Source organism: Cellulomonas olei, from assembly GCF_039548315.1.
In the GTDB taxonomy this organism is placed as follows: domain Bacteria; phylum Actinomycetota; class Actinomycetes; order Actinomycetales; family Cellulomonadaceae; genus Cellulomonas.
The window spans coordinates 41,972-67,507 of sequence record NZ_JBCLVN010000028.1; the positions used below are offsets into that span (position 1 = coordinate 41,972).

Annotated in this window: 23 protein-coding genes; 5 read left to right on the plus strand and 18 right to left on the minus strand. The window is 77.1% G+C overall.

The window, feature by feature from the left end:
• Nucleotides 1-34: 34 nt before the first annotated feature.
• The 9 genes from AAHH18_RS10445 to AAHH18_RS10485 all read right to left on the minus strand — a co-directional run bounded on the left by AAHH18_RS10445 (nucleotide 35) and on the right by AAHH18_RS10485 (nucleotide 11,844).
• Nucleotides 35-970, minus strand: a complete 936-nt coding sequence (locus tag AAHH18_RS10445; RefSeq protein ID WP_343301564.1) for a hypothetical protein — start codon at nucleotides 968-970, stop codon at nucleotides 35-37.
• Nucleotides 971-996: 26 nt separating this feature from the next.
• A complete protein-coding gene (locus tag AAHH18_RS10450; protein WP_343301565.1) occupies nucleotides 997-2,229 on the minus strand; it encodes an ABC transporter permease in 1,233 nt (410 codons plus the stop codon).
• Nucleotides 2,226-2,963, minus strand: a complete 738-nt coding sequence (locus AAHH18_RS10455; RefSeq protein WP_343301566.1) for an ABC transporter ATP-binding protein — start codon at nucleotides 2,961-2,963, stop codon at nucleotides 2,226-2,228. The genes AAHH18_RS10450 and AAHH18_RS10455 overlap by 4 nt, the downstream gene beginning before the upstream one ends.
• Nucleotides 2,956-4,245 carry an efflux RND transporter periplasmic adaptor subunit gene (locus AAHH18_RS10460; protein ID WP_343301567.1) on the minus strand — a complete coding sequence of 430 codons (1,290 nt, stop codon included), beginning with the start codon at nucleotides 4,243-4,245 and terminating at the stop codon, nucleotides 2,956-2,958. Before AAHH18_RS10460 ends, AAHH18_RS10455 begins: the two co-directional genes overlap by 8 nt.
• 139 nt (nucleotides 4,246-4,384) lie before the next feature.
• A complete protein-coding gene (locus AAHH18_RS10465; protein WP_343301568.1) occupies nucleotides 4,385-5,932 on the minus strand; it encodes a DUF7059 domain-containing protein in 1,548 nt (515 codons plus the stop codon).
• Between the two features lie 26 nt (nucleotides 5,933-5,958).
• The gene (locus AAHH18_RS10470; RefSeq protein WP_343301569.1) at nucleotides 5,959-8,169 is read right to left on the minus strand and encodes an Ig-like domain-containing protein; all 2,211 of its coding nucleotides are present in this window, start codon (nucleotides 8,167-8,169) and stop codon (nucleotides 5,959-5,961) included.
• Nucleotides 8,170-8,400: 231 nt separating this feature from the next.
• Nucleotides 8,401-9,054, minus strand: a complete 654-nt coding sequence (locus AAHH18_RS10475) for a histidine phosphatase family protein (protein ID WP_283321906.1) — start codon at nucleotides 9,052-9,054, stop codon at nucleotides 8,401-8,403.
• Nucleotides 9,054-9,485: a hypothetical protein gene (locus AAHH18_RS10480; RefSeq protein ID WP_343301570.1), complete on the minus strand. Its 432-nt coding sequence runs from the start codon at nucleotides 9,483-9,485 to the stop codon at nucleotides 9,054-9,056. The genes AAHH18_RS10475 and AAHH18_RS10480 overlap by 1 nt, the downstream gene beginning before the upstream one ends.
• 61 nt (nucleotides 9,486-9,546) lie before the next feature.
• Nucleotides 9,547-11,844, minus strand: a complete 2,298-nt coding sequence (locus AAHH18_RS10485) for a sodium-translocating pyrophosphatase (protein ID WP_343301571.1) — start codon at nucleotides 11,842-11,844, stop codon at nucleotides 9,547-9,549.
• Between the two features lie 244 nt (nucleotides 11,845-12,088).
• Here AAHH18_RS10485 and AAHH18_RS10490 point away from each other — a divergent pair, with 244 nt between their 5' ends.
• The 4 genes from AAHH18_RS10490 (at nucleotide 12,089) to AAHH18_RS10505 (ending at nucleotide 15,986) form a co-directional block, all read left to right on the plus strand.
• Nucleotides 12,089-12,619, plus strand: a complete 531-nt coding sequence (locus tag AAHH18_RS10490) for a SigE family RNA polymerase sigma factor (RefSeq protein ID WP_343301572.1) — start codon at nucleotides 12,089-12,091, stop codon at nucleotides 12,617-12,619.
• Complete coding sequence (locus AAHH18_RS10495) at nucleotides 12,616-14,001, plus strand: hypothetical protein (RefSeq protein ID WP_343301573.1); 1,386 nt, start codon at nucleotides 12,616-12,618, stop codon at nucleotides 13,999-14,001. Before AAHH18_RS10490 ends, AAHH18_RS10495 begins: the two co-directional genes overlap by 4 nt.
• A gap of 255 nt (nucleotides 14,002-14,256) precedes the next feature.
• Entirely contained in the window at nucleotides 14,257-14,778 is a 522-nt protein-coding gene (locus tag AAHH18_RS10500) for a sigma-70 family RNA polymerase sigma factor (protein ID WP_283321708.1), read from the plus strand.
• Nucleotides 14,775-15,986 carry a hypothetical protein gene (locus AAHH18_RS10505; protein ID WP_343301574.1) on the plus strand — a complete coding sequence of 404 codons (1,212 nt, stop codon included), beginning with the start codon at nucleotides 14,775-14,777 and terminating at the stop codon, nucleotides 15,984-15,986. Before AAHH18_RS10500 ends, AAHH18_RS10505 begins: the two co-directional genes overlap by 4 nt.
• A gap of 9 nt (nucleotides 15,987-15,995) precedes the next feature.
• Here the strand turns inward: AAHH18_RS10505 and AAHH18_RS10510 are convergent, their stop codons facing one another.
• From AAHH18_RS10510 to AAHH18_RS10520, 3 genes are all read right to left on the minus strand, one after another.
• Nucleotides 15,996-16,334 (minus strand): STAS domain-containing protein, encoded by a 339-nt coding sequence (locus AAHH18_RS10510; protein ID WP_459349113.1) that lies wholly within the window; start codon nucleotides 16,332-16,334, stop codon nucleotides 15,996-15,998.
• 96 nt (nucleotides 16,335-16,430) lie between these two features.
• A complete protein-coding gene (locus AAHH18_RS10515; protein WP_343301576.1) occupies nucleotides 16,431-18,023 on the minus strand; it encodes a 5-oxoprolinase subunit B/C family protein in 1,593 nt (530 codons plus the stop codon).
• Between the two features lie 124 nt (nucleotides 18,024-18,147).
• Nucleotides 18,148-18,915, minus strand: a complete 768-nt coding sequence (locus tag AAHH18_RS10520) for a LamB/YcsF family protein (RefSeq protein ID WP_343301577.1) — start codon at nucleotides 18,913-18,915, stop codon at nucleotides 18,148-18,150.
• Between the two features lie 102 nt (nucleotides 18,916-19,017).
• On the opposite strand from AAHH18_RS10520, the gene AAHH18_RS10525 reads away from it, so the two are divergent.
• Nucleotides 19,018-21,645, plus strand: a complete 2,628-nt coding sequence (locus AAHH18_RS10525; RefSeq protein WP_343301578.1) for a DEAD/DEAH box helicase — start codon at nucleotides 19,018-19,020, stop codon at nucleotides 21,643-21,645.
• A gap of 14 nt (nucleotides 21,646-21,659) precedes the next feature.
• Here AAHH18_RS10525 and AAHH18_RS10530 read toward each other — a convergent pair whose 3' ends face one another.
• The 6 genes from AAHH18_RS10530 to AAHH18_RS10555 form a co-directional block, all read right to left on the minus strand.
• On the minus strand, nucleotides 21,660-22,493 hold the full coding sequence (locus tag AAHH18_RS10530; RefSeq protein WP_343301579.1) for a MerR family transcriptional regulator: 834 nt from the start codon (nucleotides 22,491-22,493) through the stop codon (nucleotides 21,660-21,662).
• A 113-nt stretch (nucleotides 22,494-22,606) separates the two neighbouring features.
• Nucleotides 22,607-23,161 carry an Rv3654c family TadE-like protein gene (locus tag AAHH18_RS10535; RefSeq protein ID WP_343301580.1) on the minus strand — a complete coding sequence of 185 codons (555 nt, stop codon included), beginning with the start codon at nucleotides 23,159-23,161 and terminating at the stop codon, nucleotides 22,607-22,609.
• Nucleotides 23,062-23,640, minus strand: coding sequence for a TadE family type IV pilus minor pilin (locus tag AAHH18_RS10540; protein WP_343301581.1), 579 nt, complete (start codon nucleotides 23,638-23,640; stop codon nucleotides 23,062-23,064). The genes AAHH18_RS10535 and AAHH18_RS10540 overlap by 100 nt, the downstream gene beginning before the upstream one ends.
• Entirely contained in the window at nucleotides 23,637-23,960 is a 324-nt protein-coding gene (locus AAHH18_RS10545) for a DUF4244 domain-containing protein (protein ID WP_343301582.1), read from the minus strand. The genes AAHH18_RS10540 and AAHH18_RS10545 overlap by 4 nt, the downstream gene beginning before the upstream one ends.
• A gap of 178 nt (nucleotides 23,961-24,138) precedes the next feature.
• A complete protein-coding gene (locus AAHH18_RS10550; RefSeq protein WP_343301583.1) occupies nucleotides 24,139-24,672 on the minus strand; it encodes a type II secretion system F family protein in 534 nt (177 codons plus the stop codon).
• A complete protein-coding gene (locus tag AAHH18_RS10555) occupies nucleotides 24,669-25,082 on the minus strand; it encodes a type II secretion system F family protein (RefSeq protein ID WP_343301584.1) in 414 nt (137 codons plus the stop codon). Before AAHH18_RS10555 ends, AAHH18_RS10550 begins: the two co-directional genes overlap by 4 nt.
• Between the last annotated feature and the right edge of the window lie 454 nt (nucleotides 25,083-25,536).

Below are 25,536 nucleotides of genomic sequence, written 5' to 3' on the forward strand. Positions count from 1 at the left end.
CCGCGGGACCCGGGGGCGGACACGGCGCAGGCTGTCACGCACCGGCGGCCTCCCCGTCCTCGGCGCCGGGACGGCCCGGCATCCCGCCGAACCCGCCGCCGAACCCGCTGGTGCAGCCGTCGTCGCCCGGCTCGGACAGCGTCAGGCTCGTGGCGGCGACCTGCCCGGAGTCGTCGGCCTCGCCCTGCGCGAGCACGCAGAGCCCGACCGCGATGGCCGACGCGTCGGTCGCGACGGTCGTCGTGTAGGCCGTCGCGTCGTCGACGGTGACCGTCGTGGTGGTCGCGTCGCCGCCTGCCGCCGTGCCGTCGTCGTCGCCCGTCGGGATGCCGGTGCTCTCCACGGTGATCGTGCTGCCGGACACCTCGGTGACGAGCCCGGCGGTCAGACCGCCGCCGGGCACCATCCCGTCGGGCATGCCCGTCGGGGCCCCGTCGGGCCGCTCGCCGTCCGCGGGCGCGTCGGGCATGTCCGTCGGCATGCCCGAGGGCCGCTCGCCGTCCCCCCACGCGCCGCCGCCGGAGCCGCCGGGGCCCGCCGTGCACGCGCCGTCGGTCGCCGCGCTCACGGCGACGCTCGTCGCCGCCGTGTCGTCGCCCGCGCCGAGCACGACGACGCACGACCCGACGGTCACGTCCGCGAGCGACGCCGCGACCGTCTGCGTGATCGTCGTGCCGTCGTCCCACGTCACCGCGGTCTGCCCGTCGTCGCCCTGCACCTGCATCAGCGCGTCCGACACGGCGGCGATCTCGCCGCTGGTGCCGCCGCCCGGCCCGCGGCCCGTGCCCGCCGCGGCGGCGGGGTCCTGGGCGGTCCCCGAGGTCGCGGCCGGAGCCGCCTCGGACGCGGCGGTGCCGGACGAGCACGCGCCGACCAGGGTCAGCAGCGCCACGGTGCCGATCGCGCCGACGGCGCCGGACCTGCCGGCGCGGGGTCGCAGCGTCCGGCGGGTGCGCGTGGTGGTGGTCATGTCTCTCCTCGGGGTGCGGGCGGGGGTCACTCGGACCGCAGCGCGTCGATGGGGGCGAGCCGGGCGGCCCGGGTGGCGGGGTAGACGCCGAACACGAGTCCGATCGCGAGGGCCACGGCGACGGAACCGGCGACGGCGGCGCCGGACACGACGACCGACGTGCCGAGCAGGCCGGGCAGCACGGCGGCCGCGACGACGCCGAGCACGGCGCCGAGCAGGCCGCCGGCCAGGCCGAGCACGGCGGCCTCGACGAGGAACTGCCGGCGGATCGCCCACGGCGGGGCGCCGAGCGCCTTGCGCAGGCCGATCTCACGGGTCCGCTCCGTGACGGACACCAGCATGATGTTCATGACGCCGATCCCGCCGACCAGCAGCGACAGCGCCGCGATGCCGGTGAGCAGGACCGTGAGCGTCCGGTACACGGACGTGGCGGTGCTGACCAGGGCGTCCTGGCTGTCGATGCTGAAGTCGGCGCTGTCCGCGTCGGTGATGCCGTGCAGGTTGAGCAGCAGCGTCTGCGCCTCCTGGTAGGCGGCCGAGAGCTGGTCGGCCGACGCCGCCTGCACGTACACGGTGGTGAGGGAGCTGCGCGTCAGGCTGCCGGAGACCGTGTCGGCCGCGGTCGTCAGCGGCACGACGACGACGTCGTCCAGGTCGCTGTCCGTGCTCGACCCGGCCTCCGCCAGCACGCCGACGATGGTGAACGGGGTGTCGGCGATCGTGAGCTGCTGCCCGACGACGCGGGTGGTGCCGAACAGCTCGGTGGCCGTCGTCGCGCCGACCACGGCGACGGCGGCACCCGACGCGTCGTCCTCCGCCGTGAAGAACTCCCCGGACGCGACGGTCCGCGAGCGCACCGACGGCCAGTCGACGGTCGTCCCGACGACGCTCGTCGTCCAGTTCGTGTCGTTCGCCTCGACCGACAGCGACGACTCCTTCTCCGGCGCCACCGCCCCGATGTCGGGGGCGTTCACCGGCGAGGCGAGCGCCTCGGCGTCCGAGCGGGTGAGCGTCGCCCCGGTGCCGAACCCGCCGCGCAGCCCGTCGGAGTCCGTCGAGGACCCGGGCGTCACGATGAGCAGGTTCGACCCGAGCGCGCTGATCTGCTCGCTCACGTCCTTCTGGGTGCCCAGGCCGAGGCCGACGGTGAGGATCACCGCGGCGATGCCGATGAGGATGCCGAGCACGGTCAGCAGCGAGCGGAGCTTGTGCCCGCGCACCGCCGACCAGCCGGTGCGCAGGGTCTCGGACCACGTCATCGCGGGTTCACCTCGTCGGACTGGATGACGCCGTCCCGCACGAAGACGATGCGCCGCGCGTGCTGCGCCACCTCCAGCTCGTGCGTGATGAGCACGATCGTGCGGCCCTGCGCGTGCAGGTCGTCCAGCAGCGCGAGCACGTCCTCGGTGGAGGCCGAGTCGAGGTTGCCCGTCGGCTCGTCCGCGAGGATCAGCGCCGGCTCCCCGACGAGGGCGCGGGCGACCGCGACGCGCTGCTGCTGACCGCCGGACAGCTCGCCCGGGCGGTTCTCGAGCCGGTCACCGAGCCCCACCCGCTCGAGAGCGGCCACCGCCCGGTCGCGCCGCTCGGCGGCCGGCACCCGGCCGTACACCAGCGGCAGCTCGACGTTCCGCCAGGCCGGCAGGGACGGCAGCAGGTGGAACTGCTGGAACACGAACCCCAGGCGCCGGTTGCGGACCTCCGCGAGCTCCTCCTCGTCCAGGTCGCCCACGTCCTCGCCCGCGAGCCGGTACGTCCCGGCGGTCAGGACGTCCAGGCACCCGACGATGTTCATCAGGGTGGACTTGCCCGAGCCCGACGGGCCCATGATCGCCACGTACTCGCCGGTCGCGATGCCGAGGTCCACCCCGCGCAGCGCCTCGAACTCGATGCTGCCGGTGCGGTAAGTCTTGCGGGCGCCGGCGAGCTCGATGACCGGGGCGCCCTCCGGGGACGGGTCCGGCGGCCGGCGCTCCAGCACGGCCTCAGCCATTGCCGCCGCCCGGGAACCCGTCCGGGAACCCGCCGGAGAAGTCCGGCATCCCCCCGGAGAAGTCCGGCATCCCGCCCGAGAAGTCCGGCACCTGGCCGCCGCCCTGCTGCTCGTCGTCGGAGCCCGTGCCGGCGCGCGGCGTGAACGCCGTGACCAGCACCTCGTCGCCCTCGGTCAGCCCGTCGGTGATCTCCACCAGGGTGCCGGAGGTCTCGCCGACGGTGACCTCCGTGGTGACCTGCTCGCCGTCCGCACCCTCCTGCGTGACGACGGAGCGGCCGTCCACGGTGGTCACCGCCGCCGCGGGCACGGTCAGCACGTCGGTGCGGCGCTCGTAGATGATCGAGACGTCCGCGGACACGCCGTCGTGCAGGCCCTCCGGGGACCCGGTGACGTCGACCGTCACCGGGTAGGTGGCGACGCCCGAGGAGCTCGACGGGACGAGCCCGACCTCCCCGACCGTGCCGTAGACGGTGTCCGCCACGTCGTCGACGGTCAGCTCCACCTGGTCGCCGACGTCGACCAGCGCGACGTCGGACTCCCCGACCGACACGGACACCTGCCAGGCGTCCGTGCCGACGATCACGAACTGCGCGGTGGAGCTGCTCGTGGACGCGCTGGACGCGCTGGACCCCTGGGAGGCCCCGACGGCCCCGCCGGAGGCACCGGAACCCGCCGAGCCGCTCGTCGACGACCCGCTCGACCCCGAGCTCCCGGCGACGACGTCGCCGACCTCCAGGTCCACCGAGGTCACGAGACCCGCCACCGGTGCCGTCAGCGTCGCCCCGGCCAGGTCCTCCTGCGCCGCGTCGACGGCCGCCTGCGCGACCTCGACCTGCGCGGCGAGGGCGGCGACCTGCGCGTCGGAGGCGTCCGAGCCGTCCGCCTCGTCCTCGGCGTCCGCGAGCGACGCCTGGGCGGACGCCAGGTCGGCCTTCGCGGACAGCAGCGCCGCGTCGAGCTGCAGGGTGTCGACCGTGGCGAGCTGCTGCCCGGCGGTGACGGTGTCCCCCGCCGCGACGTCGACCGACTGCACGGTCCCGCTCACGGCGAACGCGACGTCCTCCTGCACGGCCGGCGTCAGCGTGCCGCTGGCCGAGACGGACTGCTCGATGGTCGACAGGCTCGCGGCGACGGCGCTCGTCGTCGACGCCGGGGCCGCGGCCTGCGCCGGCTCCTCCCGCAGCGCGAGCAGGTACCCGCCCGCCCCCGCCACACCGACCAGCAGCACCACGCCCACCACGCGCACCCAGGCGCGGGTGCGTCTCCACAGCCTCAGCATGTTCTCCCTCACGACGGTCCCGCGCGGTGTCGCGGCTGGTCAGGACCGTAGGGAAGGTGCCTGGAGCGGTCGTATCACCCACCTGTGCCGAGGCTGTGGGCGGCCGTCAGGAGGCCGTGGCCGGATGCCGGCCGGCCGGTCAGGCGGGCAGCAGCAGGCCGTCCGCGAGCAGGCCGCGCGCCGCGGGCAGCACCTCGGCCGCCACGCCCGCGGCGTCCACGCCGAGCAGCGCACCGAGCGCACCGACGATCTGCCCGACGGTCAGCTCCCCGTCGCAGGCGCCGACGAATCCGGCGAGCGCGGTGCCCGCGCGCACGGTGCGCCCGAAGCCGCCGCCCTGCCGCAGCAGCACCACCTGCGGGTCGACGTCGCCGGGCCGCAGGTACCGCTCCTCCGTCACGTCCGGCGCGACGCGCAGCCGTGCCGCCGCGAGCGCCGCGTCGTCCTGCCCGCGCAGCAGCTCCTGCGCGGCCAGGCTCGCCCCGATGGCCGGGCCGAGAGGCTGCCGCACGGTGCCGGTGACCTCCTCGAGCCGGCGCAGCAGGGGGCCCTGCGACCCGGGCCGGCGCAGGACGACGATCCCGAAGCCGATCGCCTCGACGTCGCGCGACGCGAAGTCGTCGAGCCACGCGGCGTACCGGGTGCGCCACGCCTCCGGGTCCCGGTCCGGCGTCGTCCCGCCGTCGCGGATCCACGTCTCGGCGTACTGCGCGGGGTCCTGGAGCTCGCGCTGCACCACCCAGCCGTCCAGCCCGGACGCGTCGAGCCACGCGCCCACCCGCTCGTCCCACCGCTCGCCCCGGCGGACCTCCCAGTTGCCGAGCAGCTGCGCGACGCCGCCGGGCGCGAGCACGCCGCCGACGGACGTCACGAGGTCCGCCACGACGGCGTCCCCGGTGCGGCCCGCGTCGCGGTACTCGTACGTGGGCACCTCCCCGGCCGCCCGCGGCGTGATCACGAACGGCGGGTTGCTCACCACCAGGTCGAACCGCTCCCCGGCGACCGGCTCCAGCATCGACCCGAGCCGCAGGTCGAGCGCGCCCACCCCCGCCAGCGCGGCGTTGAACCGGGCGAACGCCAGCGCCCGCGCGGAGATGTCGGTGCCGACCACGGACGCCGAGTGCCGCGACGCGTGCAGCGCCTGGATGCCGCAGCCCGTGCCGAGGTCGAGCGTCCGGCCGCGCGGGTCGCGCGCCGTCACCTGGGCCAGCGTCGTGGACGCGCCCCCGACGCCGAGCACGTGGTCGGTGCGCAGCGCGCCGCCGGTCGCCAGCTCACCCAGGTCCGACGCGATCCACCAGTCCACGGCGCCGGCGCCGTCCTCGGCCTCGTAGGGCCGCAGGTCGACCAGCGCCCGCACCTCGTCGTCCGGGGCCGAGCCCGCGGCGGACACGAGCCCGAGGCGCCGCGCACCGTCGACGCCGAGGGTGGGCAGGGCGGCAGCCAGGCGGGACGCCGGGACGGGGACCCCGAGCACCAGCGCGCGGACGAGCGTGGCCCGCGGGTCGGTGGCGGCGGCCGTGACCCGCAGCGCCGGGACCGCCTCCTCCCGGTGCAGCGCCGCCGACGCCACCGGGCCGAGCAGGTCGGCGACGCCCGCGACCGTGAAGCCCGCGCCCGTGAGGTCGGCGCGCAGGGCGTCCAGCAGGTCGGCGGGGGCTGCGTCCGGGGAGGTGGGGGGCTGCACCCGCCCATCCTCCCCGATCGCCGTCGTCAGGCGCGCCGTCTCCGGACGAGGACGACACCGAGCGCGATGACGAGGACAGCCGCCGCGAGCAGGGCCGCGAGGCCGCCGGGCCCGGTCACCGCCAGGACCGCCGAGGCGGGACCGCTCGGCGCGGCCTCACCCGCCGGGTCGGCCGGGGCGGGCGGGTCCACCGGGTCGACGGGTTCCACCGGGTCCACCGGGTCGACCGGGTCCACGGGCTCGACCGGCTCCGTCGGCCCGGGCGTCGGGACCGGCGGGTCGGAGGCACGGACCTGGACGCTCGCCGACGCGGACGAGGCGAGGTGGTTCGTGTCTCCGGCGTACCGGGCCTCGAGGGCGAGCTCGCCGGGCACGACCGCCGGGGCGGGGACCTCGGTCGCGTACGAGCCGTCCGCCCCGAGGTCCGCGGTCGCGACGACCTCGCCGGCGGCGAGCAGCTCGACGGAGCCGCCGGGCACCGTGCCGTGCTCGCCCGCGACGGTCCCGGTGACGGGCAGGGCCTCGCCCGCGGGGCGTGAGGCACCCGGCCCCGGGTCGACCGTCGTGGTGGTGGCGGCCGGCAGCACCCGCAGGAGCGCGGTCGCCGTCGCGACGACCTCGCCGCCGGCCTCGCGCCGCACCCCGACCGCCACCTCGTGGTCGCCCACGTCGTACGCCGCGGCGGCGACCGACGCCGTGACCGTGGCGCCGTCGCTGGTGACGCCGCCGAGCTCCACCCCGTCGACCGCGACGGAGGCACCGGCCGGCACCAGCCCGGACACGGTCGCCGTCAGGGTCGCGGGCAGGCCGTAGGTGACGGTGACGTCCGGCACGGCCACCTCGACGGGCTCCGGCACCACCGCGTCGAACAGGTAGACCTTGCCGCTGGCGCTCGCACCGGTCGCGAAGGCGGCCACGAGGGCCCGGCCCCCGGAGACGGCCACCCCGCCGCCGATGTCGCTGCTCCCGAACCGCGCCCCGGGCTCCATGTCGGAACCGCGCAGCGTCTGCACCGGCTCCACCGTCTGCCGCAGCAGCCCGCCGTCGTCCGGGACCGTCGGGTCGACCGCCGCCGGGTCCAGGACGTGCACCTCGCCCCGCAGCCCGTCCGCGGCGCTGTAGGCCGAGGCGAGCAGCGCGTCCGTGGTCGCGTCGACGCGGTACCCGAACCCGTACGAGTGGGCCGGCGGCATGAGCTTGCCGCCCACCCGGGCGGGGGCCGCCGCGTCGGACGGGTCGTAGACGTACACCGCGCCCTGGGTCGTGGTGCCCGAGTCGATCGAGGAGACGTTGTAGCCGCCGACCGGGTCGGCCGGGTCCTCGGCGGTGTAGTTCACCTCGAGCGGCGAGCCGACGTAGAGCCGGCCGCCCGCCAGGGCGAGCGCGTAGCCGAACGCCGGCCCACCGCCGTTGCCGGGCGGCACGGAGCGCATCTCCTCCCCGACCGGCTGGGAGGTCAGGGACGGCCCCGCGTCGAGCGCCGCCGTGTCCCACAGGTACACCCCGCCGACCCGGAACTGGCCGCCGTAGAAGTCCAGCGTGCGCCGCAGCTGGGGGGCCCCGACGGCGACCCGCCCGTCCGCGACGTCGACCGCCTGTCCCGCGATCGAGTCGCCGACGACGAGCTCCGGCGCCGGCAGCAGCGGCCGCGACGTGCCCGCGTCGAGGTCGAACAGGTACGCGAGGCCGGCGTTCGCCCGCCCGTCGACCGTCGAGTTCGGCGCGCCGACGACGAGCGTGCCGCCGTCCAGCGCGACGGTCTCCCCGAACGTGCGGACCAGGCCCACCCGGGGGTCCGCCGGGGCCTCGAGCACGCGGTCGACCGCCCACTCGTCCGGACCGGTCCGGGTGTAGACCACGACGTGCTGCGAGGTGATCGCCCCGACGACGACCCGTCCCGCGTCGGCGTCGACCGCCACGGAGACGCCGTAGCCCCGCACGTCCGCGGGGACGGGCAGGTCGGTGGTCGTCCAGTCGGTGGCGGCGGGGCCGGTCCGGCGCGCGACCTGGACCAGGCCGGTCCCGGCCGCGCCGCGCGAGTCGTAGCGCCCGGTGTAGACGGCGAGGTCGCCGTCGAGGTCGAGCCCGTACCCGGTCGCACGGGGGTCGGGGACGGTGAACGTCCGGGTCTCCTCGAGCGAGGGCGGGGCGGCGACGGCGGCGGGGGCGAGCAGCACGCCGACGGGCGCGGCGAGCGCGGCCACGACGGCGGTGGCGACCAGGCGGGTCGGGATCACGGGAGGGTCCTACGGAGCGCACCGGTCCGCACGGCGACGCACCGGGTTCGACGGGCTCGACGGACGCCTCCAGCGTCGACGCGGCCCCGGTACCTCCCGTGCCACTGAGTGGTGCCGGCCGCGGTACCGACCCGTGCCGTCGCGGGAGCGGGTGCGGATTGAGGTGGCCGTCGCGCGGACCTGAGTGGCCGCTACTCAGTAGTGTGCGGCGCCGGGGTGCGACGCCCGGCGTCAGACCGGCAGCGGCTCCCCGCCCGGGCCGTCGCCCGCCGGGGCGTCGTGCGGCACGGTCTCGTCCTGCCAGCGCGTCGCGTACCAGCCGGTCGGGCCGCCGGTCTCGAGCGTCACGACGCCGGTGTTGTCCAGCACCTGCACGACGTCCGACCGCGTGTGGAGGTTGGCGGCCCGCGTGATCGCCCACAGCCGGATCACCGCGCCGTGGCTGACCGCCGCGACGGTGCCCGCCCCGGTCGCGAGCATCTCCTCGACGACCGCGTCGAACCGCTCGAGCGTGGCGCGGCCCGTCTCGCCGCCGGGCATCCGGGCGTCGAGGTCCCCGCCCGCCCACGCGAGCATCGTGCCGAGGTACCGCTCCACCGCGTCGGCGTCCGTCCGCATCTCCAGGTCACCGGCGAGCACCTCGCGCAGTCCCTCGCGGACGGTGACGTCCAGCCCGTGGGGGCGCGCGACCTCCGCGGCCGTCGCCCGGGCCCGGTCCAGGTGGGAGGCGTACACCGCGTCGAGCCGCTCGGCGGCGAGCACCTCCCCGACGGCGCGGGCCTGCCGCTCGCCCTCGGGGGTCAGCGCGGCGCCGGGCGCCCCCGTGTCGAGCGCGTGCCGCAGGTTCGAGCCGGTCTGGCCGTGGCGGACGAGGTGCAGCCGCATCACGCCTCGCAGTTCTCGGTCAGGTAGGTGCCGATGCGGTCGGACGCGTCCGCGAGCCCCTCGGCGTCCGCCGAGCCGGAGAACTCGGTGAGCGCCTGGTCCAGGGCCGCCTGGTCCGTGGTGTCCACGGACTGCAGCGCGTCGTCCAGCTCCGCGAACGCCGTCGCGAACGTCCGCCAGTCGTCGGCGATCTCCGACGGGGGGTCGATCGACTCGAACCCCTCGCGCTGCTGCGCGATCGCGTCGGCGAACGCCTGCGGGTCGTCGCCGAGCGCGCCCGAGGCGTCGATGCCGGCGAGGGCGTCCTCGGCCTCCGAGCAGAACCGCTCGGCGTCGTCGCCGCCCGAGCAGGCGGCCAGGGACAGCGGGAGCAGCACGAGCAGGGAGGCGGTGCGGGGCAGGCGGCGGCCGGGGCGGCGGGTCCGGGTCATACCGACAGCCTGCCCGACGTCCGCCGGGCGGTCGAGGCGGGAGCGCACGCCCCGGGCGCCGTCACGACGCCGGCAGCCGGACCTCCCGCTCCAGGCGCGCCTCCTCGTCCACGCGGGCGGCGCGCAGCCGCGAGGCGATGACCGCGCCGAACGCGACGCCGGCGGCCAGCACCGCGATCGTCAGCCGCAGCACGGGGTTCGCGTCGTCCCCCAGCGACACGGCGACGACCGCCGGCGCGACGAGCAGCGCGACGAGGTTCATCACCTTGATCAGGGGGTTGATGGCCGGGCCCGCCGTGTCCTTGAACGGGTCGCCGACGGTGTCCCCGATGACGACGGCGGCGTGCGCGTCCGACCCCTTCCCGCCGTACCGGCCGTCCTCGACCAGCTTCTTGGCGTTGTCCCACGTGCCGCCGGAGTTCGCCAGGAAGACGGCCATCAGCACGCCCGATCCGATCGCCCCGGCCAGGAACCCCGCGAGCGGCCCGATGCCCAGGCCGAACCCGACCGCGACCGGCGCGGACGCCGCGAGCAGGCCGGGCGTCGCGAGCTCACGCAACGAGTCCCGGGTGCAGATGTCGACGACCTTGCCGTACTCGGGGCGCTCCGCGCCGGTCATGATCCCGGGGTGCTCGCGGAACTGGCGGCGCACCTCGAACACGATCGCACCGGCCGCGCGGGTCACCGCGTCGATCGCCAGGCCGGAGAACAGGAACACCGTCGCCCCGCCCAGGATCACCCCGACCAGGGTCACGGGGCTGATCACCTGGTAGTCCGTCATCGCCAGGACGATGTCGCCCGGCGCCTGCGACATCCGCAGGTCCGCGACCGCCCCGGCCACCGCGTCGGCGTACGAGCCGAACAGGGCGGTCGCCGCGAGCACGGCCGTCGCGATCGCGATGCCCTTGGTCACGGCCTTCGTGGTGTTCCCGACGGCGTCGAGGTCCGTGAGGATCTGCGCGCCCTCCTCGGTGACGTCGCCGGACATCTCCGCGATGCCCTGGGCGTTGTCGCTCACCGGTCCGAAGGTGTCCATCGCGACGATCACGCCGACCGTCGTCAGCAGGCCGCAGCCCGCGAGCGCCACCAGGAACAGCGAGAGCGAGATGGACCCGCCCGCCAGCAGGAACACGCCGCAGATCGCCGCCGCGATGATGCCCGCCGTGTACACGGCCGACTCGAAGCCCACCCCGATGCCCGACAGCACGACCGTCGCCGCCCCCGTCTGGGAGGTCCGCGCCACGTGGATGGTCGGCTTGGACGTCGTGCCCGTGAAGTAGCCGGTGACCCACAGGATCAGGCCGGCCAGCACGACGCCGATCGCCACCGCGCCGGCGGCCACCAGCCGCGGGTCGCCGCCGTGGTCCCCCAGACCCGCGGTGCCCGCGAGCGCCGAGAACGACGACGGCAGGTACGCGAACGCCGCCACGGCCGCGAGCACCGCGCCGGCGACCGCCGCCACGGCGAACCCGCGGTTGATGGCCGTCAGCCCGCTCTCCTCGCCCCGGACCCGGGTGACGAGCACGCCGAGCGCCGCCACCAGCGCGCCGATCGCGGTGACGATCAGCGGGAACACCAGGCCCTCCTCGCCGAACGCCGCCCGGCCGAGGATCAGCGCCGCGACCAGCGTCACCGCGTACGACTCGAACAGGTCCGCCGCCATGCCCGCGCAGTCCCCGACGTTGTCGCCCACGTTGTCCGCGATCGTCGCGGCGTTGCGCGGGTCGTCCTCGGGGATGCCCTGCTCGACCTTGCCGACGAGGTCCGCGCCCACGTCCGCCGCCTTGGTGAAGATGCCGCCGCCGACCCGCATGAACATCGCGAGCAGCGCGGCGCCGAACCCGAAGCCCTCGAGCACCGCCGGCGCGTCGCCCCGGTACAGCAGCACCACGACCGCCGCGCCGAGCAGGCCCAGGCCCACCACCGACATGCCGACCACGCCACCCGTCCGCAGCGCGATCCGCGCGCCCTCCGCCCGGCCCCCCGGCAGCGACGCGGCCGCCGCGACACGCACGTTCGCGCGCGTCGCCAACCACATGCCCAGGTAGCCGATCGAGGCGGAGAACCCCGCGCCGACCAGGAAGAACACCGACCGGCCGATCTTCACCCCCGCGTCGCCCGGCAGCAGGAACAGCAGCGCGAACACCACCACCGCGAACAGCACCAGCGTCCTGAGCTGCCGCGACAGGTACGCCGCCGCGCCCTCCTGCACCGCCGCGGCGATGGACCGCATGGCCGCGGACCCCTCGTCCGCCGCGAGCACCTGACGCCGCAGCACCACCGCCACGACCAGCGCCGCGACCGCGACGGCGGCGATGACCCAGACCACCACGAGACTCGCCGGACCGAGATCGACCATGCATCCTCCTCGGACACGGGCACGGCCTCCCCCGACCGCCCCCGACCTCACGCCGCCCCGTTGCCGCGTGGAGGACGCCACTGTAGCCACCAAACCCCCGGCCGGCGGGGTGGAGGGGCGCTGCTCCGTCCGGGTGACATCCGGACCCGCCCCCCAACGGAACGCCCCCCGCGGACCGTCGACCAGCCATGACACTCGGAGGACGGGTCGGCGGACGGCTGCCCGACCGGGACGGAGCGGCACGGTGAGCTGGCAGGACGACCTCGCGGCGTTCGTCCGCGACCGCGGACCGGCCCTCATCGGCTACGCGAGGCTGCTGACCGGCGACACCGCGAGCGCCGAGGACCTCGTCCAGGACGCCGTCGTGCGCGCCTGGACCCGCCGCCGCGCCGGCCACGACATCACCTGGACCGAGGCCTACGTCCGCCGCGCCGTCCTCACCGGCTGGATCGACCAGCACCGCCACGACCGCGTCTCGCGCGACAACGCCCACCTCGTCGCGCCCGCCGCCACCAGCCCCTCCGCCGAGAGCACCGTGGTCGACCAGGTCAGCGTCGCCGCCGCCCTCGACACCCTGTCGCCACGGCAACGCGCCTGCACCGTCCTGCGGCACTACGACGACCTCACCGTCCCCGAGATCGCCCGCAGGCTCGACCTGTCCGAGGGCGCCGTCAAGCGCTACCTCTCCGACGCCGCCTCCCGTCTCAGCACCCTGCTCGGCATGCCCGACCTCGACACCGAGGACCTGTCCACCACGAACGGAGGCGGACGATGAGCGACCACCTGCACCGCGCGCTCGACGACCTGGTCGACGGTGTCGCGACCGCGCACCGCGACCTCCCCGACGCAGGCCTTCCCCTCGCCGACCTCATCGCCCGCACCCGCCGGGGGCGTACCCGCCGAGCAGCCCTGACCACGGCCGCGGCGACCTGCGCCGTCCTCGCCCTGACCGGCGGCACCCTCGCGCTGCTGCCCGACCAGGCGCCCGCACCCGCACCGCCCGCGCACACGACCACGCCCGCACCCCGCCCCTCGACGGCGCCCACGGCGGACGACCCGGCCGCACCCACGACCACGCTGCCGACCGGCGACCCCGGCCTGCCGTTCGGGGCCTGCGGCTCCCTGGTCACCACCCCGCCCGCCGACCCCGTGGACGACCGGTGGGACACGGTGCTCGCCGTACTCGCCGAGGTCGTCCGGCCCGGGGAGCCGGTGCCGGTCGTGACCCGCACCTCGCTCGCCCTGACACCGGACTGGGAACCGCGCAGCGCGCACTTCGGGCTCTACGAGGACCGCGGACCGGACCTGCTGGTCGTCCACGACGGGATCGTCGTCGCAGCGACGGACTCCTACGGCGGCACGTGGCCCGTGATCACGGCGTACGACGTCGAGGCGTCGACGACCTCGTCCGTCTACCGGACCCACGTCCCCCTGACCTCCTGCCTCGACGGCGGTGACCTCCCTGCCGGGGAGTACCAGGTGGTCGCCGCCGCGCGCGTGATGCCCCTGGGTCCCGACCCGTCGGCGATCGGGGACGGGACGACCGCTGCCGCGGCGGCCGTCGCCGCCGAGCACCCGCAGGACTGGCGACGCGTCCTGAGCGAGCCCGCCACGGTGACGATCGCGGCGGACGGGGCCGTCACGACGCCGGCTCCTCCCTCGGAGGACGTGCGCCTGGCCGCCGAGCCCGCGTGCGGTGCCGCCGTCCCGGATCTCACGACCGGCGGCGCCTTCGACCTCGACGCCGCCCCCGTCGCCTCGGTCGTCGCGGGTCAGGAGCTCGACGCCCCCGCGACCCTGACCTACCGGGGGCCGTCACGCCTGCGCGCCTACCTGCGGACCGGTGTCCGGTACTGGCTCGAGCAGGACGGGGTGGTCGTCGGGAGCAGCCGCCCCGCCTCCGCGGACCTGTGGGCCTCGGTCGACCTCGACACCGGGTCGGTGCTCCCGGTCCCCGACCGCACCGACCTGGAGCGGTGCGACGCGGCGGGCTCCGCCACGGAGGAGGCGCTGCCCCCGGGCACCTACACCGTGCACCCGGTCGTGCCGGTGACCGCCGCCGAGCTGCGGACGCCGGAGGGCGCCACCCCGCTCGCCGTCCCCGAGGGGCCCGTGGTCGTCGTCGCCGGGGAGCCGTTCGAGATCGTCATCCGGTGAGCCCGCGCCGCGCCGCCGGGTCGGCGTCGGGCGCGCACGGGGACCGTCGACGGGGCACGCGGACCGTCCACCGGGCAGGACACTCGTCCCGGACGCCACGCACGGCGCGGCGGTGCGATGTCGGGAGGTCGCGCCCGCCCGTCCCGGACGTGCCGGATCTGCCCGGCGGCGGCGCACAACCTCCGGGGCCCGCGGGTCGTCTCAGCAGGTGAGGGGCAAGACGAGGAGAGGACGACCGTGCCGCACGGGGACGAGATGATCGCAGCACTGGCCCGCGACCGCGGGCGGGCGCTGGTGGCCTACGCGTACCTGCTCACAGGCGACCTCCGCGACGCGGAGGACCTGGTGCAGGACGCGCTGGTCAAGACGGTCGTGCGCACGCGCACGGGCGTCGACCTGCAGACCGTCGAGGGGTACGTGCGCCGCACGATCCTCACGACGTTCGTGGACGGCCGGCGCCGGGCCCGGCGGTGGCGGGACCTGCTGCCGCGGCTCGCGGGCCCCGAGGAGACGCTGCCCGACCTCGCCGACGGGGTCACGGTGCGGCAGGAGGTCCGTGCCGCGCTCGCCGAGCTCCCCGCACGCCAGCGCGCCTGCACCGTGCTGCGCTACCTCGACGACCTCCCCGTCGCCGACATCGCCGACGTGCTCGACCTGAGCACCGGGGCGGTGAAGCGCTACCTGGCCGACGCCCGCGGCCGGCTCGGCCTGTCGCTGGGGAACGCCCCGGACGGGTCGACCCGCGAGGACCGAGACGAGATGGAGCACCTGCTGTGAACGACCACGACCTGTCCGAGGCGCTCGCCGACATCGTCGCGGACGCCCAGCACCACGGCGCACGTGCCCTCCCGGTCGAGGCGATCGTGCACCGGCGTCGCCGGCGCCGTGCCGCGATCCGCGGTGCGTCGGCCGGGGGCCTCGTCGCCGGCGTCGCGGCGGTCGCCCTCGCCGGCACGAGCGTGGCGGGCTGGTTCCCCGACCGCGGCGCACCGGCACTGCCCGACCCCACCCCCACGACCTCGGCCGCACCCGGCACCGCGGCGTGGCCCGTGTGCGGCGAGCCGCTGCCCGAGGGCGCCGGCGACCTCGCGGTGACCGCGCTCTCCCCCGCGCAGGGCACGGCCGCCGGGCCCGTCAGCGTGCAGGTCGCCGTCGACGGGCCGGGAGCCGCCGAGCTGCCGGACCTGGCGGGCGGCGGTGCCGCGCTCGCCGTGCTGCGCGACGGCCGGGTCGCCGCGCTGCTGCCGACCACCGGCGAGCCCGCGTGGACCGTGACCGCCGACGGGGTGCAGCTCGCGCTGAGCGGCCCGCTCGACGACTGCGGTGCCCCGCTGGCCGCCGGCACCTACACCGGTGCGGTGGCCGTGCGGACCGCCGGTGGCACCGCCGTCTCGGACCCGGTCGAGGTCCGCCTCGACCCCGGCGAGGCGCCGACGGGAGCGGCGGACGACGCGTCGTCCGGCGGCGGCTCGGGCAGCGGGCGCCCCCTGATCGACCCGAACCGCAACCGCATGGAGATGGTCGAGGTCGAGGGGTACGACCCGGACGAGGCCGACGGCTCCGAGACGCTCGCCGACGGCGACTACTTCGCGATGCTCACGGCGGTCGACCCCGCCGCCCGGACGATCACCGTCGACGTCGCGCAGGTGCTGACGCCGCAGGAGACGGTCGAGCACCGGATGGCGACGCTCGGCATGACCCGCGAGGAGGCCGAGCACGAGGCGCCCGCGGTCGAGTGGCTGAACGAGTCGACGCGCCTGCGCACCCTGCCGGTGGCGGCCGACGTGGTCGTGACCGGCGCGTGCGGCAGCGCTCCGTGGCGGGAGACCCTGACGCTCGAGCAGGTCGCCGGGCCGCGCACGTCCACGGCGTGCGTCGGCGAGGACGCGTACCCCAGCGACATCACCGTCGAGCAGCAGAGCTGGTTCTGGGTGGACGTCCGGGGCGGTCAGGTCGTCCAGCTCGTGGGGCAGTTCATGTCCTGAGGGAGTCCCTCAGTCCGTGGCCGGGGCGTCCGCGAGCGCCTCGGCCACGGTCTCGCGGATCGTGAACACCTGGGTCAGGGCGGTGATCCGGAAGACCTTGAGCAGCCGCTCCGAGTCGATGACGAGCTGCAGCCGGCCGTCGAGCCCCCGCACCCGCTTGAGCACGCCCACGAGCAGGCCGAGGCCTGTGGAGTCCATGAACCGCACATCGGTGAGGTTCACGACGAGGTCGGTGTGCCCGGCGTCCACGAGGGACGTCAGCCGTTCCCGCAGCGCAGGAGCGGTGTACACGTCGATCTCACCCGTGACGTCGACGACCGTGCGGCCGTCGACGGTCCTGCTGGCCACGCTCACGTCCACTAGGGCTCCCCTCGGCTGTCGCGGCCATTCAAACAGACGCCGCTCACCGGGCGGGGCGTCCCCCCGCAGGCGTGTCCGGGGCTGTCACCGACCCGTCCGGCCCGGGACCGGGACGAATCGGACGGCGTCGCCGGGACGGAGCTGCGCGGCGACGTCGCGGGACGGCGCGTCGAGCACCGCGAGCACCGGGTAGCCGCCGGTCACCGGGTGGTCGGGTCCGAACACCACCGGCAGCCCGTCGGGAGGCACCTGCACCGCGCCCGGCACGAGCCCCTCGGACGGGAGCTCGCCCCGGTCCAGGCGCGGCAGCGCCGGACCGGCGAGCCGCACGGCGACCCGGTCGCTCGCCGGGGCGACCGTCCACGCCGCCGCCACCAGGGCGTCGAGCGCACCGTCCGGGAACCAGTCGGCCCGCGGCCCCGGCAGCACGCGCAGCACGGCCGGCGACGACGCCGACGGCCACGCGCGCGGCGGGTCCGGCCACGGCTGCGCGGCGGCCCCGACCGCGGAGCCCACGGCCAGCACGTCCCCCGGCCGCAGCGGCGCCGGCCCGATGCCGGCGAGCCGGTCCGTCGCGCGGGAGCCCAGCACCGGCGCGACGTCGACACCCCCGCGCACCGCGACCGTGAGCCGCAGACCGTGCGTGGCGGACCCCGTGCGCAGCACCGCCCCCGCCGGGACCCGCGTCGCGGTGTGCGGGGCGACCGGCACACCGTCGACCGTCGCCGGCACCTCCGCGCCCGCGAGCGCGACCACGCCGCCGCCCGGGAACGCGAGCTCGAGGCCGCCCAGCAGCACCTCCAGCACCGCCGCGTCCGCGCGGTTGCCGACCAGGCGGTTCGCGAGCCGCCTGGCCCCGGCGTCCGCGGCGCCCGAGCGGCCCACGCCCACCGCCGCGAGACCCGAGCGGCCGGCGTCCTCGACGAGGGCGAGGGGGCCGGTGGCGAGGACCTCGACGCCCGCCGGGGCGGGGGTGGGGGGTGCGACCGGGGCGGGGGCGGCGACAGGGGTGCTGGGCGGGGCGTCGTCGGCGGGGACGAACCGCACGCGCGTGCCCGGCCGCAGCAGCGCGGGCGGGTCGCGGTCCACGTCGAAGAGCGGCACGTCGCAGGTACCGAGCAGCCGCCAGCCGCCCGGTGTCGCCGCCGGGTAGACGGCCGCGTACTCGCCGGCGACCGCCACCGCACCGGCCGGGACCCGCTCGCGCGGGGTGGCGCGGCGCGGGACGTGCAGCGCGGGGTCGAGGCCCGTGAGGTACGCGAAGCCGGGTATGAAGCCGCCGAAGGCCACCGTGTACGTCGACGCGGCGTGCCGGCGCACGACCTCCTCGGGTGTCAGGCCGGTCAGCCGCGCGACCTCGGCGAGGTCAGGGCCGTCGTACCGCACCGGCAGCTCCATCGCGTCGGCCGGCCGCCGGTCCGCCGACCCGGGCCTCCCGGTGGCCCGCGACGCGGCCCGCGCAGCCGCCGCCACGGCGTCGACCGCCGCGTCGGCCGCGGACGACGACCCGAACCGGAGCAGCACGGTCCGCGCCGCGGGGACCACGTCCACCGCCCCCGCGGGCGGCGCGGACCGCAGCGCGTCGTCCAGCGCCCGGACCTGACCGGCGCCCGCCAGGTCGACGAGCAGCGCGTCCGGTCCGTACCGCACCACGCGGACGGCGCCGTCCCCGGGCACCGCTCCTCCGCCGGGCACCGCTCCGCCGGCGCGCGCCGGGCCTCCCGCAGGGCTCGGCGTCCCGGTCACCACGTCCTCCGTCGCGGGAGCGCGGCCCCGTCCCGGCCCCGGCGCGCGCCGTGCCTCACGGCGCGACCGGCCGCAGCTCGACCCCCGCCGCCTCCAGGGCCGCGCGCACCGCCCGCGCGACCGGGACCGCCCCCGGGGTGTCCGAGTGCACGCACAGCGACGCGGCCGTGACCTCGACGTCCCCGCCGTCGACGCTCGCGACCCGTCGCTCCCGGACCATGCGCACCGCCCGGGCGGCGGCCTCCTGCGGGTCGGTCACGAGCGCCCCCGGCCGCCCGCGCGGCACGAGCGTCCCGTCCGCCCGGTAGCCGCGGTCGACGAAGGCCTCCTCGACCGTCCGCAGCCCCAGCTCGCGCGCCCGCACCAGCACCGCCGACCCGGGCAGCCCCACGACGGCCAGCCCCGGGTCGACCTGCGCCACCGCCGCCGCGACCGCGAGCGCCTGCACGTCGTCGCCGACGACGCGGTTGTACAGCGCGCCGTGCGGCTTCACGTACCCGACGCGCGCGCCCACCGTCCGCGCGACGGCCTGCAGGGCGCCCACCTGGTACGCGACCTCCTGCAGCAGCACGTCCGGCGGGACGTCCAGCGCCCGCCGGCCGAAGCCCACGAGGTCGCGGTACCCCACGTGCGCGCCGACGGCGACCCCCCGCGCCACCGCCGTCGAGCAGCGCGCCGCCATGATCGCCGGGTCTCCCGCGTGGAACCCGCACGCGACGTTCGCGCTCGTGACGACCTCGAGCAGGGCGTCGTCCGTCCCCGGCTCGCCGAGCGTCCAGACCCCCAGCCCTTCGCCGAGGTCGCAGTTCAGGTCGATGTGCACGGACCCATCCTGCCGCGCGAGCCACCCGCGCCACCGGGCGACCCGGCCACCCGGCCCCGTCGCGTGGCCGCGTCCTGCCGGCGGAAGGGCGAGGATGGAGGCGTGACGGACACCGGCGGGCTGCTCGACGTGCTGCTCGCCGGAGGGCGGCGCGCGGACCGCCTCACGCACGTCCGCCACCTCCCGGCACGCCAGGGCCGCACCGCCGACTGGCCGGCCTGGTCCGACCCCGACCTGGTGGCCGGCTACCGGGCGCTCGGCGTGGACCGGCCCTGGGTGCACCAGGCGGAGGCGGCCGAGGCGGCCTGGTCCGGCCGGCACACCGTGCTGTCCACGTCCACCGGGTCCGGCAAGTCGCTCGCGTTCTGGCTGCCGTCGCTGTCCGCGGTCCGCGCCCAGGCCGGCATCCTCGACCCCGGGCGCATCGAGTCCGTCACCCGGCGCGGCTCCGTGCTGTACCTGTGCCCGACGAAGGCCCTCGCGGCCGATCAGCGGCACGCGCTCGACCGCCTGCTGGACGCGGCGCACCTGCGGGACGTGCGGGTGTCGACCTGCGACGGCGACACCGCCCTGGAGGAACGCCGCTGGGTCCAGGAGCACGCGGACGTCGTCCTCAGCAACCCCGACTTCCTGCACTTCGCCCTGCTGCCCCAGCACCGGCGGTGGGCCAGGCTGCTCGGGTCGCTGCGGTACGTCGTGCTCGACGAGTGCCACGCCTTCCGCGGGGTGTTCGGGGCCCACGTGGCGGCCGTCCTCCGGCGCCTGCGTCGGGTCGCGGCGGTCTACGGGTCCGAGCCCGTCTTCCTGCTCGCGTCCGCCACGACCGCCGAACCCGCCGCGAGCGCCGGGCGGCTCATCGGCGTGCCCGCCGAGGAGGTCGTGTCCGTCGCGGACGACGCCTCCCCCGCCGGGCGCAAGACCGTGGCCCTGTGGCAGCCGGCCGAGGTGCCCCCGGCCGAGGGCCCGTGGAGCGGGCTCCTCCCCGAGGACGACCCGTGGGCGCTGCCGCTGGACGAGCCCCCCGTCGACGTCGACCGGGACGGCGGGGTCGGGCAGGACGGCGGGGTCGGGCAGGACGGCGGCGTCGGGCAGGACGGACCCGCGCCCGACGGACGGTCGGACGGCGCGCCGACGCACGACGTGGCCCCCGCGCCGGGTCCGGACGCCGGGTCGGTCGGACCCACCCGGGAGGGATCGGGTCCTCTCGGCACCGGGGAGGACCTCGTCGCGGAGGACCCCGACCGGCCTCGTCGCTCGGCGACCGCGGAGGTCGCGGACCTGCTCGCCGACCTCACCGCCGCCGGCGCCCGGACCCTGGCGTTCACGCGCTCGCGCCGGGCCGCCGAGTCGGTCGCGACCGTCACGCGGGAGCACCTGCGGGAGGTCGACCCCGGCCTCGCGGGCGCCGTGGCCGCGTACCGCGGGGGCTACCTGCCGGAGGAGCGCCGGGCGCTGGAGGAGGCGATCCGGACCGGTCGGCTGCGCGCGCTCGCGACCACGAACGCCCTGGAGCTCGGGGTGGACATCTCGGGGCTCGACGCCGTCGTCATCGCGGGCTGGCCGGGCACGCGCGTGTCCCTGTGGCAGCAGGCCGGGCGGGCAGGGCGCGCGGGGGCCGACGGGCTCGTCGTCCTGGTGGCCCGCGAGGACCCGCTCGACACGTTCCTCGTGCACCACCCCGAGGCGGCGCTGGACGCCCCGGTCGAGGCCACGGTGTTCGACCCGGGGAACCCGTACGTGCTCGCGCCCCACCTGTGCGCCGCGGCGGCGGAGACCCCGATCCGGGCGGAGGAGCTCGACCTGTTCGGGCCGGCGACGCGCGAGCTGCTCGACGTGCTGGTGGCCCGCGGGGCGCTGCGCCGCCGGCCGTCCGGCTGGTACTGGACGCACGCCGAGCAGGCGGCCCGCCTGACCGACCTGCGGGGTACCGGGGGCGACCCGGTCCGCGTCGTCGAGTCGGTGACCGGCCGCCTGCTGGGGACGGTCGACGCGGCGGCAGCGGACTCGACAGTCCACGAGGGGGCCGTGTACGTCCACCAGGGCGCGACCTACGTCGTCGGGGAGCTGCACCTGGACGACGGTGTGGCGCTGGTCGACCGGAGGGACGTCGACTTCGGGACGTGGGCCCGGTGGGTGACCAGCACCGAGATCCGGTCGACCACCGCGGAACGCCGCTGGGGGCCCGTGACGTGGGGGTTCGGGGCCGTCGACGTCACCACCCAGGTGCTGGGCTTCCAGCGCAAGCGCATCCCGGGCATGGAGGTGCTGGGGTCCGAGACGCTCGACCTCCCCGCCCGCACGCTGCCGACGACCGCCGTGTGGTGGACGGCGCCGGTGGAGGTCCTCGAGCGGGCCGGCATCACCGTCGAGACGGCGCCCGGGGCCCTGCACGCCGCCGAGCACGCGTCGATCGGCCTGCTCCCGCTGCTCGCCACCTGCGACCGCTGGGATCTCGGCGGGGTGTCGACCGCCCTGCACGCCGACACGGAGCAGGCCACCGTGTTCGTCCACGACGCGTACCCCGGGGGCGCAGGGTTCGCCGAGCGCGGCTACGCCCTGGGCGCGACGTGGTTGCGCGCGACGCGCGAGGCGATCGCCACCTGCCCGTGCCGCAGCGGCTGCCCGGCGTGCGTGCAGTCCCCGAAGTGCGGGAACGGCAACAACCCGTTGGAGAAGGCCGCGGCCGTCCGCCTGCTCGACGCCGTCCTGGCGCACGCGCCGGCGGACTGACCGCGGCGCCTCCGTCAGCGGTCGCGCACCGGCTGGCACACCTCGGTGACCCACCGGGCGGGATCGGGTTCCTGCCCCGGCCCGACGCGGTAGATGTCGAACATCGGTCCCGCGAGCTCGAGGTCGTGCTCCGCGATCCAGTCGCCGAGCGCGGTCGTGACCGCGGTGACCTGGTCGTAGGGGCCGGTGAACGTGGCCGCGACCACGTCACGCGCGGGCAGGTCGACGCAGCGGACGCCGTCGGCGCCGGCGAAGGGGGCCGCGACCTCCACCCAGATCTCCACGTCGACGTCGTGCTCCTGGAAGCCCTCGTCGTGGAAGGTCGCGCCCGCGGCTCCGTCCGGGGCGGGGACGGCGCCGGACGCGCCGAGGGCGGGCATGAGGCGCTCCCACAGCCGGCCCTCGTCGGCGTAGGTGGGGATCACGTCCCGCAGGGCCGCGACCGTGGCGGCCGGGACGGTGGTGCGTCGGACGTCGATGGACATGGCTGTCTCCTTCAGGGTGGCGAGGAGGTGGTCGACCCGATCGATCCGCCGTCGGACGTCCTCGGCGTCCGACAGCAGCCGATCCCGCTGCTCGCTGAGCACCTGCCGCACGACCTCGGGCTGGTCGTGCACCGGCAGGAGCCGGGCGATCTGCGCGACGGGGAGCCCGGCGTCCCGGAGCGCGCAGATGCGCGCCGCGGTCCGCAGCTGGTCGGGTGCATACCAGCGGTATCCCGTGAACGGGTCGACGGCGGCCGGGGCGAGCAGCCCGCGGTCGTCGTAGTGCCGGAGCATCCGCACGCTGATGCGCGCCAGCCGGGAGAACTCCCCGATGCTGAACAGCCGGGGCTCGGATCGGGTCATGTCCACGACTCCACACCCTGACACCGTGGGAGGGTCCAGGGCCGCGTGTCCGCGGGTCGGCGACGAGGGTCCTCGTCCGGGCCCGCACCGCTCCGGCCCCCGGTCAGGGCCCGTCAGGTCGTGGTCCGAGGCCCGGCGCGTGCCGCAGCCGTGGCGACGCCCCAGACCCCGGGCACGCTGGCTGCGACCTCGACCACCGCGCCGGGGAGTTCGTGGCACCGGTCGAGGACGGCCCCGTTCCGTGCGGCGACCTCGCGCGCGAGACCGCACGCGGCACCTCCCGTCAGGGCGCGCTGCGCGCCCGCGAGCGCGGCGAGGTCGGCCGCAGCCTGCGCACGTCCGCGCGCCGCGTGCGCGGACGCCAGCAGACCGAGCAGGGTCGCGAGCGCCACCGTGACGGCCACGAGGGCGAGGACGAGGACCGACGCGGACCCGCGGTCGCGACCAAGCCCACGGACCCGTTCGCGGTCGGTGTGCGGTCCGCCCCGCGGCGCTCCGCGACGTCCACCGAGCGCCGACCCGCCGCCGACGGCGATCACCGCTCCCCGGGGCGTCGCGCCGGGGGCGGTCACGGCTCGGCCCTCGAGGTCGCGGCGCCCCGTACCGTCAGCCCTCCGACGAGCGGCAGGGCCGGTCCGACCCCCGACTCGACGACGACCTCGACCCACCCGCTGTCGTGCCGGACGGCGACCGCGGCGCCGGGCCCAGCGACGCGTCGGGCCACGGCGGCGACCTCCCCGTCCGACTGGCCGAGCGCCGCGGCACGCGCGGCGGCACGGGCGGCGTCGGCGCACCGGAGGTGTGTGGCGGCCGTGGACGTCACGGCGACGACACCGCCGAGCAGCAGCACCACGACGGGCAGCAGGACCGCGAACTCCGCCGTGACGGACCCGCGCTCGGCGGTGGCGCGCCGCGCTGGGCGACCGGGGACAGGCGGGCCGCCCCTGGGCCGCGAGAGGCCGGCGGTGCACGCGGCCACCCTCCACGGCCACGGTCTCGCCCCGATCCTGGGCCGGATCGGGAGCCGGGACGGGAGTCGGTACCGGTACCGGTACCGGAGCGGGAGCCGGAGCTGACGTGGGAGCCGAAGCCGGAGCGGGAGCGGGAGCCGAAGCGAGAGCCGCAGGCGGGGGCGGAGCACGGTCACACCGACAGCGCGTCGCGCACGAGCCCGAGCAGCGCCTCCCGCACCTCGGCGCTGCTGAGGATGAGCACCAGCAGACCGGCGAACCCCACTGCGGCGATCATCACGACCGCGTACTCGGCCGTCGCCATCCCGGCGTCTCCGGGGCGCCCGTCCGGCCGCAGGCGGGCAAGGACCCGCGCCACCCGTCGGCCCTGACCCGCGGCCGACGCCCCCTGCCCGCGCGCCCACCGCCCCCCGGCAACGGCGACCTGCTGCGGCCCGCCCGTCACGCCCGCCGGGCCCTCCGCGCCCGACCCGGGGCCCCTGCCACTCTGCACCATGACGTACCTCCCGTTCTCCCCGCCGACCCGGTGCCTGCGGGGTGTCCCCGACTCTGGTCCGCCCTCCCGCGTCCCCGCCCGACCCTCGCGCCTGACCTGGGGACCGCCGGATCCCGCGAGACCTGTGGAGGACTCGCGTCCCGCCCGGGGCGGTCGACGACCGCACACCGTGGCCACGTCAGCCGAGCAGCCGTGACAGGAAGGACGCCAGCACCGGGACCAGCCCCAGGAGCACGAAGGCCGGCAGGAAGCACAGCCCGAGCGGCAGCACCAGCCGCACCCCGAGGCGTCCGGCCGCGTCGCGCGCCGCCCGCGCCCGACGCCGACGCAGCTCGTCCGCGGCCGTCCGCAGCGCCGGTCCTGGTGCTGTCCCGCCCGCCCACGCGGCGCCGAGCCCGTCCAGCGTCGCGCCGAGGACCGGGGCGTGGGCCCAGGCCGTCGGCCACGACGCGCCCAGCAGGACCGCCGCACCAGCGCGCGCCAGGTCGTCGCCGCGCCTGCCGCCGATCGCGGCCCCGACGGACCGGAGCGCGTGCGGGACGCTGGCGCCGGCCTCGACGGCGACCGCGACGAGGTCCACCGCCGTCGCGAGGTCCACCTCGACCTCGACGACGGCCGGGTCGCTCGTGCGGGGCGGGGAGACGCGTCGCGCGCCCGGCCGTGCCAGCAGCCAGGCCGCCGCGACCAGCGCGACGAGCAGCACCTCGGTCACCGCGCTCCCTCGGAACCGGGACCGGGCTCCCGCGCAGCCGCGACGATCCGGGCCACCCACACCCGCCCCGCGAGTGTCAGGAGCACCCCCGTCCCGGCCGCGAGCGAGCCGGCACCGCCGTCGAGCAGCACGGCGTGCGGTCGGGCGCCGAGCAGGACCCCGGTCACGAGGCCGAGCACCGGGAGCCACGTCAGCAACCGGGTGGTGTGCTCCGGCCCCGCGAGCGCTGCCCGGACCTCGGTCTCGGCGTCCGCGTCCGCCTGCATCGACCGGGCGCACTCCTCGAGGACGCCGGCGAGCGGCGCGCCCAGGTCGCCCGCGAGCCGGGTGGCGGCGAGGACCGCGTGGACCCGACGCAGGACCGCTCGACGCCGCGCCGCCGGGAGCGGGCGCCCCCGCGTCCGCCGCACGCTGCCCGGGCCCGGTGGACCCGGTGCGCCCGGTACGCCCGGTGCTCTCTGTGCGCCAGGCACTCCCGGTGCACCTGGTGCGCCAGGCGCACCTGGTGAGCCCGACGTGCCTGGTGAGCCCGGTACGCCCGCTGTGCCCGACGCTCCCAGAGGACCCGGAGGACCTGGACCCGGACCCGGACCCAGGCCCAGGCCCAGGCCCAAGCCAGCGGAGCCGTCCCGGCCGCGACCCGCACCCGGCGCCCCGACAGCGGCCAGGAGATCCCGCTGCGTCGGCACTCCGTCCGCCGCGACGGGGACGTGCGCGCCCAGGCGCCACGCCTCGGCCGGCGAGCGTCCTGCACGCAGCTCCGCGGCGACCGCGACGACGGTCGCCGCCAGCGCCTCCGACGGGTCGCGGTCACCGGCACCGCCCACCCGCGACCACCACGCCGGCCGCCCCACGGGTCGCCGC

What these genes read in the sequence shown, in the direction of transcription:
- AAHH18_RS10445 (WP_343301564.1), bottom strand. Translation starts at nt 970, where the DNA reads ATGACCACCACCACGCGCACCCGCCGGACGCTGCGACCCCGCGCCGGC.
- AAHH18_RS10450 (WP_343301565.1), bottom strand. Translation starts at nt 2,229, where the DNA reads ATGACGTGGTCCGAGACCCTGCGCACCGGCTGGTCGGCGGTGCGCGGG.
- AAHH18_RS10455 (WP_343301566.1), bottom strand. Translation starts at nt 2,963, where the DNA reads ATGGCTGAGGCCGTGCTGGAGCGCCGGCCGCCGGACCCGTCCCCGGAG.
- AAHH18_RS10460 (WP_343301567.1), bottom strand. Translation starts at nt 4,245, where the DNA reads ATGCTGAGGCTGTGGAGACGCACCCGCGCCTGGGTGCGCGTGGTGGGC.
- AAHH18_RS10475 (WP_283321906.1), bottom strand. Translation starts at nt 9,054, where the DNA reads ATGCGGCTGCACCTCGTCCGCCACGGCCAGACCGGCTCGAACCTGCGG.
- AAHH18_RS10480 (WP_343301570.1), bottom strand. Translation starts at nt 9,485, where the DNA reads ATGACCCGGACCCGCCGCCCCGGCCGCCGCCTGCCCCGCACCGCCTCC.
- AAHH18_RS10485 (WP_343301571.1), bottom strand. Translation starts at nt 11,844, where the DNA reads ATGGTCGATCTCGGTCCGGCGAGTCTCGTGGTGGTCTGGGTCATCGCC.
- AAHH18_RS10495 (WP_343301573.1), top strand. Translation starts at nt 12,616, where the DNA reads ATGAGCGACCACCTGCACCGCGCGCTCGACGACCTGGTCGACGGTGTC.
- AAHH18_RS10500 (WP_283321708.1), top strand. Translation starts at nt 14,257, where the DNA reads ATGATCGCAGCACTGGCCCGCGACCGCGGGCGGGCGCTGGTGGCCTAC.
- AAHH18_RS10530 (WP_343301579.1), bottom strand. Translation starts at nt 22,493, where the DNA reads ATGACCCGATCCGAGCCCCGGCTGTTCAGCATCGGGGAGTTCTCCCGG.
- AAHH18_RS10545 (WP_343301582.1), bottom strand. Translation starts at nt 23,960, where the DNA reads ATGGTGCAGAGTGGCAGGGGCCCCGGGTCGGGCGCGGAGGGCCCGGCG.